The organism is Hymenobacter sp. UYP22 (assembly GCF_040547285.1).
In the GTDB taxonomy this organism is placed as follows: Bacteria; Bacteroidota; Bacteroidia; order Cytophagales; family Hymenobacteraceae; genus Hymenobacter.
In genome coordinates this window covers 42,274-57,697 of sequence record NZ_JBEPPK010000016.1, presented here as the reverse complement: position 1 = coordinate 57,697, position 15,424 = coordinate 42,274, and the positions used below count along the sequence as shown (strand labels likewise).

16 protein-coding genes are annotated in these 15,424 nt (G+C 64.4%); all 16 read right to left on the bottom strand.

Annotation, left to right across the window (positions count from 1 at the left end; translation table 11 throughout):
- Window positions 1–79 precede the first annotated feature (79 nt).
- Window positions 80–775, bottom strand: a complete 696-nt coding sequence (locus ABIB60_RS19410) for a cytochrome c biogenesis CcdA family protein (protein WP_044019214.1) — start codon at window positions 773–775, stop codon at window positions 80–82.
- Entirely contained in the window at window positions 772–1,137 is a 366-nt protein-coding gene (locus ABIB60_RS19405) for a heavy-metal-associated domain-containing protein (protein WP_081910968.1), read from the bottom strand. Before ABIB60_RS19405 ends, ABIB60_RS19410 begins: the two co-directional genes overlap by 4 nt.
- A gap of 51 nt (window positions 1,138–1,188) precedes the next feature.
- Window positions 1,189–2,424, bottom strand: a complete 1,236-nt coding sequence (locus ABIB60_RS19400) for an MFS transporter (RefSeq protein ID WP_081910967.1) — start codon at window positions 2,422–2,424, stop codon at window positions 1,189–1,191.
- Window positions 2,421–4,823: a heavy metal translocating P-type ATPase gene (locus ABIB60_RS19395; RefSeq protein ID WP_354582098.1), complete on the bottom strand. Its 2,403-nt coding sequence runs from the start codon at window positions 4,821–4,823 to the stop codon at window positions 2,421–2,423. The genes ABIB60_RS19400 and ABIB60_RS19395 overlap by 4 nt, the downstream gene beginning before the upstream one ends.
- Before the next feature lie 113 nt (window positions 4,824–4,936).
- Window positions 4,937–5,227, bottom strand: a complete 291-nt coding sequence (locus ABIB60_RS19390; RefSeq protein ID WP_354582097.1) for a glutaredoxin — start codon at window positions 5,225–5,227, stop codon at window positions 4,937–4,939.
- 57 nt (window positions 5,228–5,284) lie between these two features.
- A complete protein-coding gene (locus ABIB60_RS19385) occupies window positions 5,285–5,677 on the bottom strand; it encodes a metal-sensing transcriptional repressor (protein ID WP_354582096.1) in 393 nt (130 codons plus the stop codon).
- 103 nt (window positions 5,678–5,780) lie between these two features.
- Window positions 5,781–7,118, bottom strand: coding sequence for an efflux RND transporter periplasmic adaptor subunit (locus tag ABIB60_RS19380; RefSeq protein WP_354582095.1), 1,338 nt, complete (start codon window positions 7,116–7,118; stop codon window positions 5,781–5,783).
- The gene (locus ABIB60_RS19375) at window positions 7,111–8,499 is read right to left on the bottom strand and encodes a heavy metal-binding domain-containing protein (RefSeq protein WP_354582094.1); all 1,389 of its coding nucleotides are present in this window, start codon (window positions 8,497–8,499) and stop codon (window positions 7,111–7,113) included. Before ABIB60_RS19375 ends, ABIB60_RS19380 begins: the two co-directional genes overlap by 8 nt.
- Window positions 8,477–9,778, bottom strand: a complete 1,302-nt coding sequence (locus tag ABIB60_RS19370; protein ID WP_354582093.1) for a TolC family protein — start codon at window positions 9,776–9,778, stop codon at window positions 8,477–8,479. Before ABIB60_RS19370 ends, ABIB60_RS19375 begins: the two co-directional genes overlap by 23 nt.
- Before the next feature lie 37 nt (window positions 9,779–9,815).
- Window positions 9,816–11,708, bottom strand: a complete 1,893-nt coding sequence (locus ABIB60_RS19365; protein ID WP_354582092.1) for an efflux RND transporter permease subunit — start codon at window positions 11,706–11,708, stop codon at window positions 9,816–9,818.
- Window positions 11,701–13,071: an efflux RND transporter permease subunit gene (locus ABIB60_RS19360; RefSeq protein ID WP_354582091.1), complete on the bottom strand. Its 1,371-nt coding sequence runs from the start codon at window positions 13,069–13,071 to the stop codon at window positions 11,701–11,703. Before ABIB60_RS19360 ends, ABIB60_RS19365 begins: the two co-directional genes overlap by 8 nt.
- A gap of 161 nt (window positions 13,072–13,232) precedes the next feature.
- Complete coding sequence (locus ABIB60_RS19355) at window positions 13,233–13,625, bottom strand: HYC_CC_PP family protein (protein WP_354582090.1); 393 nt, start codon at window positions 13,623–13,625, stop codon at window positions 13,233–13,235.
- A gap of 124 nt (window positions 13,626–13,749) precedes the next feature.
- Window positions 13,750–13,965, bottom strand: a complete 216-nt coding sequence (locus tag ABIB60_RS19350; protein WP_354582089.1) for a hypothetical protein — start codon at window positions 13,963–13,965, stop codon at window positions 13,750–13,752.
- Window positions 13,966–14,001: 36 nt separating this feature from the next.
- Window positions 14,002–14,184, bottom strand: a complete 183-nt coding sequence (locus ABIB60_RS19345; protein WP_354582088.1) for a hypothetical protein — start codon at window positions 14,182–14,184, stop codon at window positions 14,002–14,004.
- Between the two features lie 165 nt (window positions 14,185–14,349).
- The gene (locus ABIB60_RS19340; protein WP_125433309.1) at window positions 14,350–14,721 is read right to left on the bottom strand and encodes a DUF6799 domain-containing protein; all 372 of its coding nucleotides are present in this window, start codon (window positions 14,719–14,721) and stop codon (window positions 14,350–14,352) included.
- A 59-nt stretch (window positions 14,722–14,780) separates the two neighbouring features.
- The gene (locus ABIB60_RS19335) at window positions 14,781–15,410 is read right to left on the bottom strand and encodes a helix-turn-helix domain-containing protein (protein WP_125433308.1); all 630 of its coding nucleotides are present in this window, start codon (window positions 15,408–15,410) and stop codon (window positions 14,781–14,783) included.
- Between the last annotated feature and the right edge of the window lie 14 nt (window positions 15,411–15,424).

The following is a 15,424-nucleotide window of genomic DNA, read 5'->3' as shown; positions in this document are numbered from 1 at the left end:
CGCGCAGATGGTGCAGAATTAAGCAGGGGAGTTGCAGGATTTCGCTTCCCCACCGCCCCTATCTTAATAGTCAGCTGGCTTAGTTGTCGAGCAAGTTGACGAACACCCGCACGTAGTAGCCGCTCACAAACAGCAGGGCGATGCCGCTCACCAGCTGGATGCCCCGCCGCCAGCGGGTCGACTGCGCCAGCGCCGTCAGCGACTTGGCAAACACGCCGGCCAGCAGAAACGGTAGGCCCCGGCCGATGCCAAAGGCCAGGGCCAGCAGCAGCCCCCGCCCCACGCTGGCCTGCCCCGCCGCCACGGCCAGCAGCAGCAGCAGCGGCGCGGCCGAGGTGCCCAGGCTAAAGATGAAGCCGTACACGAACGTGCCGCTTAGCCCCGGTTTGCGCAGGGTTTGCAGCTGGTGGGGTTTCAGGTAGGGCCCGTAGAAAGCCACAACCGCGGCCAGCAGCGAAATGCCCGCCATGGCCAGGGCCCAGTACCGCCCAAAGGACTCGGTCAGGATGACGCCCAGCCGGCCGGCCACGGCCCCGAGCACCGTCAAACTCACCACGATGCCCAGGAAGAAGGCCACCGCCACGGGCAACCCGCTGCGCTTGCTGGCCGTTTCCGAGTTCGTGCTCACCAGGCCCGCCAGCCCGAGGCCCACGGGCAGCGAGCACGGGCACACGCTGCAGGCCACCACGCCGGCCACCACGGCCAGCAGAGCGGAGAAGCCCAGGCCGCCGGCCAGCGACGCGGCCGACTCGTGCAGGAAATCTTCTAAGCTCATTTGCCGGTGACGGTGGTCAGCGCGCCGGCCTTGTAGCCCTTGGCGTTGACGGCGGCCTGAATCTGCTCGGGCTTGACCTTTTTGGGGTCGTAGGCCACCGTGGCCGTGCGCTGCTCCAGGCTCACGGCCACCGTCGAGATGCCGTCGAGGCCCTTGAGGGTCTGCTTCACGTTGGAGACGCACGAGCCGCAGGACATGCCTTCGATGGGCAGCGTGGCGGTGGTGTAGCCCACTAGCTGGGCGGGTGTTTTAGCCGCCGGCGCTGCCTGCGAAGGCGTTTGCTGACCGCAGGCGGACGTGGCTAGGCTCAGGGTAAACAGGGCGCCCAACAGGACGGATTTAGAGGCGTTGAATGCGAACATGGGGAGGGAATGAGGAAGTAGTAAATTAGAGAAGACTGGTTGGAGCTTCGGTCAAGCCGGTGCCGGCGCCCGGGTTTCAGTGCGGAACAAGCGGACCGCCGCCAGGGCCAGTCCCGCTTCGAAAACGGTGAAATACAGAAGCGCGGCGGGCAAGCCCGTGCGCAGGGCTTCGCCGAACAGCCAGCTGCCCATGCCGAAGCCCACGAACAGGGCGAACACGTTCAGGCCCATGGCCTGCCCGGGCCGCTCCTTGCCCACGTCCGTGACAATGGCGGCCAGCAGCGGCTGCGTCAAATCGTAGCCCAGCGAAAGCACCGTCACGGCCAGCACGGCAACTGCCAGCGGCAGGTCGGCCCGCAGCAGCAGCGTGGCCAGGGCACTGATGGCCAGCCCGGCCGGAATCAGCCAGCGCCGGCCCCAGCGGTCGGCCAGCCGCCCGATGAACGGCCCCAGCAGAAAGCCCGGCAGGCCGTAGCCCACCAGCGCCAGCCCGATGCCGATTTCACCCAGCCCAAAGCGTTGCTGGAAATACAGCGCTAACCAGGTAAACACGCCGCCGTGGAAAATGCTGTTCAACAGTACGTAGACGTAGGTACGTGCCCCGCGCCCGCTGCCCAGCAGCTGCCCGTAGCCCGCCACCACGGTCCGCCAGGGGGACGGCGCGGCGGGCGGCGGAGCCGGGGTGGTCGGAGGCACCAGGCTCCGCCGAACAACGAACCAGACGAGCAGGCCCGCGGCGGCCACGCCCAGAAACAGGGCCCGCCAGCCCACGTAAGGTTCCAGCAGCACGCCCAGCGTAGAACCAAACGCGCTGCCGCCAGCCATGGCCCCAAACAGCCAGCCCAGCGCCCGGCCGCGCTCGCCGTAGGCAAAGCGCTTGCTCACGAGCACCAGCGCCATGGGCACCACGCCGCTTGCGCCCAGGCCGGTGACCAGCCGCCAGCCCACCAAGGCACCAGACGAGGAAGCCGTGGCCGTCAACGCCGTGAGCCCCACGAAAGCCAGCAAACTGCCGAGCAGGATGCGCGGCGGCCCCAGCCGGTCGGCCAGCAGGCCGTAAAACAGCGTAGCCACGCCGTAAGGAATCAGGTAAGCGGGCACCGCCAGCCCCACCGCCTGCGCTTCCACCCCAAAGAGCGTGGCCAGGCGCGGAATCAGGGGCGCCACCATGTAGGCCTGAAAAAAGACCACGAAGGTGGCCGCCGCCAAAGCCCACAGCAACCGCGGCGACGAAGCCCCTGTTGCGGCATTGGTGGCAGGGGTATCCTGTACTCCTGGAGTCCTCATACTTCCACGGCGGTAAAGCCGGATTCGGCCAGCGCTTCCACCAGCTGCTGCTGCTTGACTTGCCCAGGCTGGTACTGCACGTACACCTGCTTCTGCGCCACCTTCGGTTTCACTTCCTGCACACCGGGCAGCTTGGTGAGCTTGGCACTGATGGCCCCCGCGCAGCCCTCGCAGACCATGTTGGGCACGCTGAATTCCACTTGGGCCAGCGTGCTGGCCTCGGGGGGAGTTTCCTGGCCTCGGTCCAGCTTAATGGTGCGGATGCGCAGCGTGTTGAGCAGGATAGTGAAGATGCTGACTATCATCACCGCAATGGCCAGCACGGGGGTAATGTAGCCCAGCGCCGCCAGGCTCATGCCCACCACGTTGAAGAGCACGGCCACGAGCACGTTGCCGGTCATGGTCCGGTAACTGGCCTTGCCCAGCACGAGGGCGTTGACCACGTCGTCCAGCCGGTCGCCGATGAGGATGACGCCGGCCGACTCGATGGCCACGTCGGTGCCCGCCCCGATGGCAATGCCCACCTCGGCCTGCGCCAGGGCGGGGGCGTCGTTGATGCCGTCGCCCACCATGGCCACTTTGCGGCCCTGCCCCTGCAGCTTTTCGATGATGGCCACTTTATCAGCCGGCAGCAATTGGGCGTGAATCTCGTCGATGCCCAGCGCCCGGCCGATGGCCTGCGCCGCGCCGGTGGCGTCGCCGGTGAGCATGACGGTGCGGATGTTCTTCTGGGCCAGGCGGGCCATGACGTGCTCGGCGCCCCGGCGGGGCGTGTCCTGCAGCGCCACCAGGGCCAGCACTTCGCCGGCCCGGGCCAGCACCACCACCGTTTTGCCCGCCGCGTCCAGCGCCGCGATGCGGCTTTGCACGGCGGCGCTAAACATTACGCCGCGCTCCTGAATAAAGCCGGGCTTGCCGGCCAGTACTTCCGTGCCGCTGACCAGGGCCGAAACGCCCTTGCCCGGCGTGGCGCGGAACTGCTCGGTGGCCAGCTCCACCGCGCCTTCTTTCTTGGCAAAGAAGCCGATGGCCTGCCCCAACGGGTGCTCGCTCTGCCGTTCCACGGCGGCTAGCAGCGCCAGCGCGTCCAGGCGCTCGCCCTTAATCACTTCCACGTCGGTGACCGTGGGCCGGCCGTAGGTGAGCGTGCCGGTTTTGTCGAACACCAGCGTATCGACAATGGAAAGGCCGTAGAACACCTCGCTGGCTTTCACCAGCAGGCCGATGGAAATGCCCTTGCCGCCGGCAATGGCCGCGAGCATGGGCGTGGTGATGCCCAGGGCGCAGGGGTAGCCCATGATGATGGTCGTGACCAGGGCCAGCGTCGCCTTGTTGTAGTCGCCGGTTAGCAGCGCCCAGGCCGCGAAGGCCAGGCCCGCCACGATAAAGACCACCGGACCGTAGTAGTTCATGAGCTTGTCGGCCAGCAGCTCCACCGGGGGTTTGCGCTCGGCAATCTGGCTCATGAGCCGCACGACCTGGTTGAGGAAGGAATCCAGCCCCACCTTGGTCACGCGCACCTGCAGCGCCCCATCCAGGTTCAGGGTGCCGCCGATGACTTTGGACCCCGCTTCCTTGGTGGCCGGCACCGACTCACCGGTAAAGCTTGACTCGTCCACGCTGGCCTGGCCCGACACGACTTCGCCGTCCAACGGCAGCCGCTCGCCGGGGCGCACCTCCACGAGTTCGCCCACGGCCACGTCGCTGGTGAGCACTTCCACGGCCTGGTCGCCGCGCAGCACCCGGGCCCGCGGCGGCTGTAGGCTCAGCAGCTTGCGCACGGCCTCGGAGGCCTTTTTGCGGGTGTCGAGCTTGAAATAGGCGAAGAACAGGTGCAGCGACATCAGCCAGGCGGCCACGGGCAGGAAGTTGGGCCAGCGCGCATCCGTCAGCGAGAGGCTGCCGATGATGAACGAGCCCCAGGCCCCAGCCGAGAGCAGCACGTTGGCGTTGATGACCCGCTGGCTCAGGGCCATGAGCGTCTTGCGCAGGATGGGGTAGCCCACCCAGAAGAGCACCACCAGGGCCACGGTCAGGCTGAAATAGCCCCGGGTTTGCGCCGGCAGGCCGAACAGGTTGAGCGGGTCCACCAGCAGGTCGATGGCGGAGAGCACCATGCCGATGGTGCCGCGCTGCTTGATGACCTCGAACAGGTCCTCGTCGTTTTTGTACTGCTGCGTTTCAGTCGCCGAGACGGTGTAGCCCAGCTTTTCCACGGCCACGGCCAGTTCCTCCCTGCTCATCTGCGCCGTGTCAGCCTCGACCAGCACAATGCCGTGCACGAGGTTCACCATGACGCTGTTCACGCCGGGGTTGCGCTTCAGGGCCGACTCGACGCTCATCGTGCAGAACGAGCACATGAGCCCCGAGACTTTCATTTGCACCATTTCAGTGGCCATAATTCAAAAGCTTAGGGGCGCCCACCCCGTACAGGGGCCGGCGTCCGGGATGGACCGGGTGCCGACGCGGAAACCGCGCAGACAGACCGGGGGTAGGCAGCAATGGGGAATGATTAAGCGGGCTCGGTGGCGGGCATGGCCTTGCCGATGCCGGCGGCTTCCAGGGCTTCTTTGGTGATGCCGTCGCCCTGGCAACAGGGCAGCAGGGCACCGTTCACGGCCACGGCGGGCAGGGTTTGCACGCCCAGCAGGCGGGCACGGCGCAGGGCGGGGTTGCCCGCTTCGGTGCCGGCCAGGTTATGCGTAATGATGTCGCAGCTGGGGCAGGCGGTGCTTTTGACCAGTTCCACCACAGGGTTACACAAGGGGCAGCCGGCGGTGAAAACTTCGATGATGCGTTTCATGGGCAAGGGGTTAGCGAAAACAGTAAGACAAAGCTCCCCTCACCCCCCGGGTGTCCGTCAAGACTTATTTTCATCTTTTTTCCCCTGAGCGGCATTGTGCTGCTCCAGCCGCCCACCAATCTCGCGCAGCTCCTGCATCTTTTGCGTCAGCTCGCTTTCGCTTAGGTTCGGAAACTGCCGCCGCAGTTGCTCGATGCGCCCGGCATCCTGGCAGTCGCCGGGACAGGCCTCTACCACGTCCACGAGTTGCAGGGCCAGGCCCTTGCGAAAGACCTCATCCAGCAGCAGGTGCTCGGCACTGCTCAAGCCGTTGGTGACGGCTTTAAACTGCACCAGCACTTGGTCGGGCTCAATGTTTTCCGCATCCAGCATCTTGGCAATGCCATGAAGCTGGCCAGCCAGCATATTCAAGCGGCTTTTCAAGTCGCGGGTGAGGTCTTTGGGGAGCATGAGGGTTACTTTTTGGCAACTACGGCGGTATTGGGGGTGTCCGTCAAGGGCGCGCCGGTTTTTAACTCCCCTTTTGTTCTAAGTGCTGGCATTCAGTAATTTACTACATCTTCATATTTGGGTCCATGGCCGATGCTTTCTTATCCGCTGCTGGCTTTTTCATGTCCATGCCACCCATCGGGTCGGCACCCTGATAGAGCGCATATTCGCTTTCCAGCAGGTAGGCGCCGCTCACGACCACCTTCGCTCCGGCGTCCAGGCCGCTGGTTATGGCCACGGTCTGGTCGGTTTCGGGGCCGGTGGTGACCTTGAGGCGGCGAAAATTGTTGGCGTTCAGCTGCTGCCACACGTAGCTGCCTTGGCTGTCGCGCAGGACCGCGCCTTGGGGCAAGGCCAGGGCCGTGCTGCGGGGCCCGGCCAGGTTCACGTTGGCTTGCATGCCGGGCTGTAGCCGCCCGTCGGGATTAGCCAGCTGCACCCGCAGCAGGGTCACCTTGCTGTTGGCCTGCAGTTCGGGACTCAAGAAAATTACCTTCCCGGTGTAAGAATCGGCAAAGCCCGCCACCTGCACCTGCACGGACTGCCCCACCCGGATGCCGGCCACCTCCTCGGGGTAGAGTTGGGCTTCCACCCACAGCGACGAGAGGTTAGTGAGCGAAACGAGCAGGGTGCCCTCGCCCACGTACTGGCCTTCGGTTACCCCCACTTGCTGCACCAGGCCGGCTTGCGGGCTGTAGAAGGTGAGGGCCGGGGTGGGCCGACCGGTAGCCGCCAGCGTGCGCAGCTGCCCGGCGGACATACCCAACAGGCGCAGCTTCTGACGCGCCGCTTCTACCAGGCGTCCGTACTGGTTCACGTTTTCCCCCACTGCCCGCTGCTGCGCTAGGCTGAGCAGGTACTCCTGTTGCAGGGCTTGCAGCTGCTCGCTGTAAATAGACACGAGCGGCGCCCCCCGGCGGATGGGCTCGCCCGTTTGCCGCACAAACAAGTGCTCGACGCGCCCGCTCACGCGGCTGCTGACCGTGCTGGTCTGCGTGGCGTCGGCGGCCAGGGCACCCGTAAGCACGGTGCGCGACTGTTCCGTCCCCGTCCCCAGGGCTTCCACCCGGATGTTGGCCAGCTGAATCTGCTGGTTGGTGAGCATGACTTCGGGGGCCGGGGCCGGCCCGCCGGTACGCTGGCTAGCCGCCACCGCCGGCGCGGCGTGCTTGGTGGCTTTGACCAGGTCCATGCTGCAGATAGGACATTTACCAGGGCCGTCTTCGTGCACCTGCGGGTGCATGGGACAGGTGTAGTAGCTGCTGACCGCGGCGTTGTCTCCGGTTTTCGCAACGGGCTTGGCTTTCTGGCAGGCCGTCGCCACGAGGCCAAGCAGCCCCACGAGCATCAACAGCAAATACCGGCGACCCCGCGCCCGGCGCAGGGAAAGAAAATTAATCATGATAGTCGGTTTTTGACGTTTGGACGAAGCCTTCGCTGTCCACTAAGAATTGGGCGTTGGCGGCCACCTGGTCCTGTGCCGTTACGCCCTGCAGCACCTGCACACGGTCACCGCTGCGCAGGCCGGTTTGCACGGCCACGGAGCGAAAGGCTCCACCCGAGCGCACGAAGGCCACCTGGCGGTTACCTAGGTCCACCACCGCGGTGCGGGGCAGCCACAGGCCCCCGGCCGGTGCTACCTGCACAGAGCCGGTCAGGAGAATGCCGCTCCGCAGGCGACCGCCGGGGTTGGGCAGGTGCACCCGTATGGCCCCGGTGCTCTGCCCTTCGCGAAAGAAGGGCTCCACCAGGTCGATGCGCGCAGTAATGGGTTTGCCCGCGCTGCCTTCGGGAACCACGCGAATGGCTTGGCCTACGCGCAGCCCGGCCAGCTCGTCCGGCCGGGGCTCGAACACGCCCCACACCTGGTCGGTGTTTACCACCCGGAACAGGGATTGGCCCGCCGTGACGTAGCTGCCTTCCTTCAACTCCAGCGCCGAGGCGGGCACGGCAGCGTTCTGAGCGGGCGCGGCGGCCGAGGTTCCGCCTCTCATCTCACTGCCTCCCCCCATGCCGCCATCGGCGGGCGCGGGGGGTGGAATCAGGGCTCCCATGCCGGCCGCAGCCAGGGCCGGCTGCTCCACTACGTAGCCGGTGTAGGGGCTGTAGATGGCCACCTGGTACTGCGGCTTGTGGGTACGGATGACCTGGCTGATTTGGCCGTCGGTCAATCCCAGCAGGCGCAGCTTCTGCCGGGCTCCCTGCAGCAGGGTGCGGTTTTCGGCGTCGTTGGTCAGGATGAACAGCAACTCCTGTTGGGCCGTAACCAGTTCGGGGCTGTAGACCTCCAGCAGCTTCTGGCCCTTGGTCACGGGCTGGTAGTTGTAGCGGATGTAGAGCTTGTCCACCCGGCCGCCGAATCGGGCGGCGATGGATTCGTTGCGGCGCACGTCGTACTCGACCCGGCCCGGCAGGGTCAGCGACAGCTGCGGGGCGTTGGCTTCCGGCTGTACCGTGGCCTGATTGGCGACCACTGTGGCGTCGGGCGATTGCAGCAGGTTTTGCAGCGGCTCGCCCGCCGGAGCCTGCGCCGCCGTGTTGGCTTTGGGCTTCTTCACCAGGTCCATGCCGCAGATGGGGCACTTGCCGGGCTTGTCGCGGATAATCTGCGGGTGCATGGGGCAGGTGTACAGGTCCCCCGCAGTTTCCGCGGCTGGAGTGGTCGAGCCGGTAGTATCCGCCGTCTTTTCTGCCTTTTGGCAGGCGCCCACGAGTAGCAACAAGGGCAGGGCCACGAGCACGAGCCGGGCCCGCCAGGGGCTATTGTTCCAGCTCTTTTTCATATGCGATTTGCTGAGTGAGTTGTTGTTGGAGGCTGTCCAGGTATTCCAGCCGGGTCTTTTTTAGGGTGGTCCAGGCTTCGAGCACCTGAAACAGCTGCCCAGTATTCTGCTCGTAAGCCAGCAGCGTGGCCTGGTAGCTGCGGCGCAGGGCCGGCAGCAAGCTGCGGTTGTAGGCCTGCAGCTGCTCGCGGCGCAGGTCCAGGTCCCGGCGCAGGCCTGCCAGGCGGCCAGCGGCTTCGTTGAGCACTTCTTCCCGCTGCTTGGTCAGCGCCTGGCTTTCCAGGCTCAGGGCGGCCACGTTGGCTTTGTATTCGCGCGAGGCCCAGGGCACCAGCGGCAGGCCGATGGAACCCATCAGGGTGAACTGCGCGGCACCCGTACCCAGAAACGGCATGTGGTCGAACTGCACCCCAAAGTCGGGCAGGCGCCGGCTCTGTTCCAGGCGCTGGCTCAGCCGCACCGACGTCAGCGAGCGGTCCAGGCTGCGCACGTCGCTGCGCCGGGTAGCGAGCGACGCCGTGTCCACCACGGCCAAGGCCTGAAAGGGTGCCGACAGCACCGCGGTGTCCACCTGAAAGGCTTCGTTGCGGGGCCGGTTCATCAGGGTGTTGAGGGCAATGGTGTTCTGGTCGGCCTGCGCCACGGCTTGCCGGTGCTCGTTCAGGTGCATCTCCAGCCGGGCCTTGGCGTCATAGATGCTTGGCAGGGTACTCTGATTGTAGGGGTAGCGCGCTTCCGAAAGCTTGATGAGAAAGCGCAGCAGCTCCTCGTTTTCGTCCAACACCCGCAGCTTTTTGGTGAGGATGGCCTGCTCGTAATACAGGGTTTTGGCTTGGGCGCGCAGCTGCACTACTCTCACCTGGCGGTCGGCCAGCACGATGACCCCCTGACTGCTCAGGTATTCGCGCTTGGCCCGCTGCTTGGCGGGGTTGGGAATGGCCTGCTGCACCGACACGATGGCTTGACCCTGCGCGCGGGCACCGGGGCCCACCAGCTCTTTGGCCTTGCCCTGGTTATAGGGCGTCATCCACAGGCCGGCGGCCACGCGGGGCGCTTCCCAGCTGTTGTAGCCGGCCACGGCGGCCTCTTTGGCCTGCGCGCGGTAGGTGTACTGCGGCAAGGCCGGGTTGCGGCGCTCCACGATTTGCAGCACCGAGTCCAGCGGCAGCAGGGGTGCCTTGCTGCCCCGCGGAGCCATGGACATGGATTGGGCCCGGGCCGCGAAGGAACCAGCGGAGAGCATGGCCAGCAGCTGCAGGAAGACAAGCCAGCTTTTCATGGGCCGGGGGGAGCGGGGCGCTGGCCCCGTCCGACGATTAGTGTTTAACGGCGAGAACATCGATTTTTCCAAATTTGCGCAGCTCGTACTCCTTGGTGTACAAGAAGATGAGCGGCGTGACGAGTAGGATGTGAGTGGCCGAGGTAAATACCCCGCCAATCATGGGCAGCACGATGGGCAGCATCACGTCCGAGCCCGTGCCCGTGGCCCAGAGCACCGGCACCAGGCCGAAGAGTGACACCGACACGGTCATCAGCTTGGGGCGCAAGCGCTTGGCCGCGCCGTGAAACACGGCCTCCTGCAAATCCTCGCGGGTAATGGTCTCGGCCGAGTTGCCCTTTTCGGCCACCAGCTTCTGCATGGCGTCGTTGAGGTAGATGACCATGATGACACCCGTTTCCACGGCCAGCCCAAACAGGGCGATGAAGCCCACGGCCACCGCTACGGAGAGGTTCACGCCGTAGAAGTAAATCATGTAGGCCCCGCCAATCAGCGCAAACGGAATGGTGATGAGGCTCATAAACGCTTCCCGGATGGAGTGGAAGGCGAAGTAGAGGGCGCCGAAAATGACGAGGAGCACCAAGGGCAGGATGAGCTTGAGCGTACGCTGTGAGCTAATCAGGTTCTCGTACTGGCCGCTCCACTCCAGGTAGTAGCCCTGCGGGAGCTTCTTTTCCAGGCTCTGCAGCTTCTGCATGGCCGCGTCCACGGTGCTACCCAAATCGCGGCCCCGCACGTTGAAAAGGACGGCCCCGCGCAGCTGCGCGTTTTCCGAGTTTATCATCGGCGGGCCTTCGGTGTAACGGATGGTGGTGACGGCCGAGAGCGGCACCGGGCCGTAGCTGGCCGTTTGAATGGGGATGCGCTTGAGGTCGGCCAGGCTGTTGCGGTAGTCCTGCGCTAAGCGCACGTTGATGGCAAAGCGGCGCCGGCCTTCCACGGTGTTGGCCACGGGCGCGCCGCCAATGGCCGATTCCACCACCTGGTTGATTTGGTCGACCGTCAGGCCGTAGCGGGCCAGTTCGGGGCGGTTCACGTCAATCTCCAGGTACTTGCCGCCCGTCACGGGCTCCACGTAGAGGTCGGCCACGCCGGGCACGCCTTTGAGGGCCGCGTTCACCTGGTTGCCGATGTCGTTGATGACGTTCAGGTTCTGCCCGTACACCTTTACGCCCACGTCGGTGCGGATGCCCGTCGAGAGCATGTTGATGCGGTTGATGATGGGCTGCGTCCAGCCATTGACCACGCCGGGAATCTGCAGCTTGCCGTTCATCTCCTCAATCAGCTTGGCCTTGGTCATGCCGTCGCGCCACTGGTCGCGGGGCTTGAGCAGGATGATGGTCTCAATCATGTTAATGGGCGAGTTGTCGGTGGCCGTGCTGGCCCTTCCGGCCTTGCCGAGCACGCTGAGCACCTCAGGCACCTGCTTGATGATTTTGTCCTGCACCTGCAGGATGCGCTTCATCTCCGTGTTGGACACGTCGGGCCGGGCCACCGGCATAAACAGGATGGAGCCCTCGTTGAGCGGGGGCATGAACTCAGTGCCCAGACTCATGACCAGCGGGATGCTGATGAGCAGCAGGCCCAGGTTGATGGCGATGGTGGTTTTGCGCCAGCGCATCACCCAGTGCAGCATGGGCGAGTACACCCGCTCCAAAAACCGATTCAGCGGGTTTTGCTCTTCGGTTTTGAACTTGCCCTTCATGAAGAAGGATATCAGCACCGGCGCCAGCGTAACCGCCAGGATGGCGTCAATAATGAGGATGAAGCTCTTGGTGTAGGCCAGCGGGTGGAAGAGCTTGCCTTCCTGACCGGTGAGCAGAAACACCGGAAAGAAGGAAGTGACGATGATGATGGTCGAGAAGAAGATACCCCGCGACACCTGCTTGCTGGAGGACTCGATGATTTCGAGCCGTTTCGTATTATCCATGGTAGGCGGGAGTTAACGTAGTGGTGGGAGTGCTGCCCGAAGCGCCCGTGGTGCCCGCGGGCGGGGGCGAACCAGCGCCCGGAGGGCCGCCCGCTTCTTCCTCGGCCTGGTGCAGGGCCAGGTTGCGGTAGGCGTTTTCGGTCATCACGATGCCGTTGTCGACGATAACGCCGATGGCCAGGGCAATGCCCGTGAGCGACATGATGTTGGAAGAGATGCCGAAGGCGTTGAGCAGAATGAAGCTCGTGGCGATGGTGATGGGAATCTGCAGCAGGATGCTCAGCGCGCTGCGCCAGTGAAACAGGAACAGCAGCACCACGAGGGACACGGTAATCATCTCCTCAATCAGGGTGTGCTTGATGGAGCCCACGGCGTCCTCAATCAGTCCGCTGCGGTCATATACCAGCTGAAACGAGACGCCCTTGGGCAAGCCGGTGCGGATTTGCTCCATCTTGGCTTTCACCCGCTTAATCATGGCGTCGGCGTTTTCGCCGTAGCGCATCACCACGATGCCGCCCACGGCTTCGCCCTCGCCGTTCAGGTCCATGATGCCCAGGCGGCTTTCGCCCGTCATCTGCACCGTGCCGATGTCCTTGATGCGGATGGGAACCGAGCCTTTGGACAGCAGCGGCACGTTCTCCAGCGTGGCCATGTCCTTGATGTAGCCCGACGTTTTTATAATGTAGCCGATGCCCGTCTGCTCGAACTTGCGCCCGCCGGCCTCGTTGTTGTTGCTGCGCACGGCGGCGAGCACCTGCGGCAGCGTGATGCCGTAGTAGGTCATCTTGGTGGGGTCCACCGTTACCTGGTACTCTTTCTGGAAGCCGCCGAAGCTGGCTACCTCGCTCACGCCGGGCACGTTTTGTAGCCCAAACTTCACGTACCAGTCCTGCAGGGCGCGCTGCTCGCCCAGGTCCAGACCGGGCGCTTTTAAGGTGTACCAGAGCACGTGGCCCACGCCGGTGCCATCAGGGCCCAGCGTGGGGGTGACGCCGGTCGGCAGCAGGCGCTGCGCGTAGTTGAGGCGCTCCAGCACCCGCTCCCGGGCCCAGTAGATGTCGGCGTCGTCCTCGAAAATCATGAACACGAAGCTCATGCCGAACATGGAGGCGCCGCGCACGGACTTGACCTTGGGCAGGCCCTGCATGTTGGTCACCAGCGGATAGGTGACCTGGTCCTCCATGATTTGGGGGCTGCGGCCCATCCACTCGGTGAACACGATGACCTGGTTTTCGGACAGGTCGGGGATGGCGTCGACTTTGCTCGACCGCACCGAGTAGGCGCCCCAGGCAAACAAGCCGGCGGCCAGCATCAGCACCAGGTAACGGTTGCGAAGCGAAAAGGAAATGAGTTGCTCAATCATAGGTGATTAGCAATTGAATTAGCAGGAAGTGAAAAGGAAAGGGGAACCGCGGTTCCCGGGCGGGCGGCGTTGCTTGTGCATACGCAGGGCCGGCCTTAAAGGCGCCCAAATGGGGCCGCCCGGCCTTACGGGTCGGGGACGGGGCGCATCTTACCTTGCCTTTACAGGCGGAACGCGTGGCCGCGCACATAGGCGGGCCAGGGCGGCGAAGCCGCCGCCCGCACCTCGACCGGCGGGCGCTGCCGCTCCGGCTCCGTGGGCCAGGGCTTTGGCCGCGCGGCGGCAGTCCAAGCCAGGGGGGGCGGCACTAGCGCGGGCACGAGCGCGGCCAGCGAAGCCGCGGCCAGCAGGGTGGCGTCGTCGGCCGGGCTGCTTACGTGCTTGTCGTGGCAGCTGCCGCAGGGCGCTTGGTGGGGCGGGCAGCAGGTCTTGGGGGATTCCGCCAGCACAGAAACGCCCGTCAGCACGCGGCCACAGTAGTGCATGCTGTACCCCAGCCCGGGGCTGGAGAGCAGGTACACAAGCAGCAGCAAAAAGCTAAGGGGGCGTCTCACGAAATGGGTTGGGTCTGCTTGGTGCAAGACCGTCAGAACTTTAGATAACAAAGGTACCGGGCGCTACACCCGGCTTTCTCACACAATTCAGCTGCGGGCTTGTAAGATTTGCGGGCCCGGGCAGCTACGCGCCCGCCACCAGAGGCGGCCCGGGCCGGTCCAGCAGCCAGTGCTCGGCTTGGGCCCGGGACAAGGGTTCCGGCTTGGTCAGCAACGCCAGGCGCGGCAGCAAGAGCTGCCAGCCCCGCGCGGCATCGGCCGGCTGCGGGAACTGGCTGAGCGCCCGGCGCAGAAAAGCGTCGAACTCGTGGTCAGGGGTTGAGTCAGCGGAAAACAGCATAGAAGACGGGTCGTAAGGAGCACGGAAGTGAAGCCGCTACATGCCGCTCTTCATCGGGCAACTGCTGGAGGTGTTGGTGGTGGCTGCCGCAGTAGCCGTTTGCCCCTCGCTGGTAGTAAGCGTCCGGGTCGGACGCGGGTCTTCGCTTTTGCAGTGGCCGCAGGAGGCGAGAAGCAGCCCGGCGAAGAGCACAGGGAAAATGAAAGCAAGCTTTTTCATGACGGATGAGGCAAATGGTTTAGGAAAAACAGAGGTGAGATGATTGGTTCTGAGCATCAAGACGCCCGGGCTGAAGCAAGCCAATCGGTTAGGGGAAGCCAGGTGCACCGGCCGCTGCTTTGCCAGGGGCAAGCAGTTGCGGCCGGCACACGGCCAGCGGGGAGCTTACATTTTCATGTTGCCCATGCTGCCCGACTTCATTTTGCTGCCTTTTTTCATCTCGCCCATGGTGGTCATCTTGCCATCCATCATCATGCACTGACCTTCCTTCATGGTCATCTTGCTGCCGTCCTTTTTCATGCAGGTGCCGTCCGTCATGCACATCGAGCCGTCGCTCATGGTCATGTTTTCGGTCATGGGCATCATTTTGCCGCCCTTCATCACCATCATCTTGCCGTCCTTCATCATGCAACAGTCCTTAGACATCTTGCCCATGGACTTGGCAGACTTCGCTTTGGGCGCGGTTTGAGCGGTGGCGGCAGTGGTGGAGAGCCCGGTGACGAGCAGCACGGCGAGGAGATATGCGAAATTTTTCATGGTTGGAAATTGAAAAGGGTAAAAGAGAATGAGTTAAGGGAAACAGTTTCCCACTCTGGTTACTCGTTGGGCAACTGGTGGGGTTCGTACAATTCCGGCGGTAAGCCTGTAAGATTCGGAGCCGGGGAAGCGGATAGCTGCCGGCGGTAGTCGGTTGGGGAGATGCCCTTGACGAGCCGGAATTGCCGGGATAAGTGTCCCAGGCTGCTGTAGCCCAGCGACAGCGCAATGCGCCCTACTCCGAGGGTCGAGTTGCGCAGCAGCCTTTCGGCCGCGGCAATGCGCTGGCCGATGATGTAGCGCTCCAGACTCTGTCCCTCCGTCGTGGAAAAGGCATTGCTCAGATAGGAAAACTTGCGGCCCAGGCGCTGGCTGAGCAGGGGCGCACTCCGGCCGCAGCGCAGCTCCTGCGGGCTGGTGGCCAGCACCTCAGCCACGGTCTGCTTGATGGCCTGCACCAGCCGCTGCTGCGGCAGCTGCCGTTCCAGCAGCTCGAACCCTTCGGCCTCCAAAGCCGTCCGCAGGGCCATCCAGTTGATGGCCGGCCCCGTTTCGATGACTTCCACCTCCCCAAGCTCCACGCGCCGGGGCGTCAGCCCCAGCCTGAGCAGGAGTTCGCGCATCAGCAGCAGGCCACGAGGGCATACCATGTGCTTGACGTAAAAGACGGTGGAACCAGTTTCCGCCATGGGAAAGCCAGATT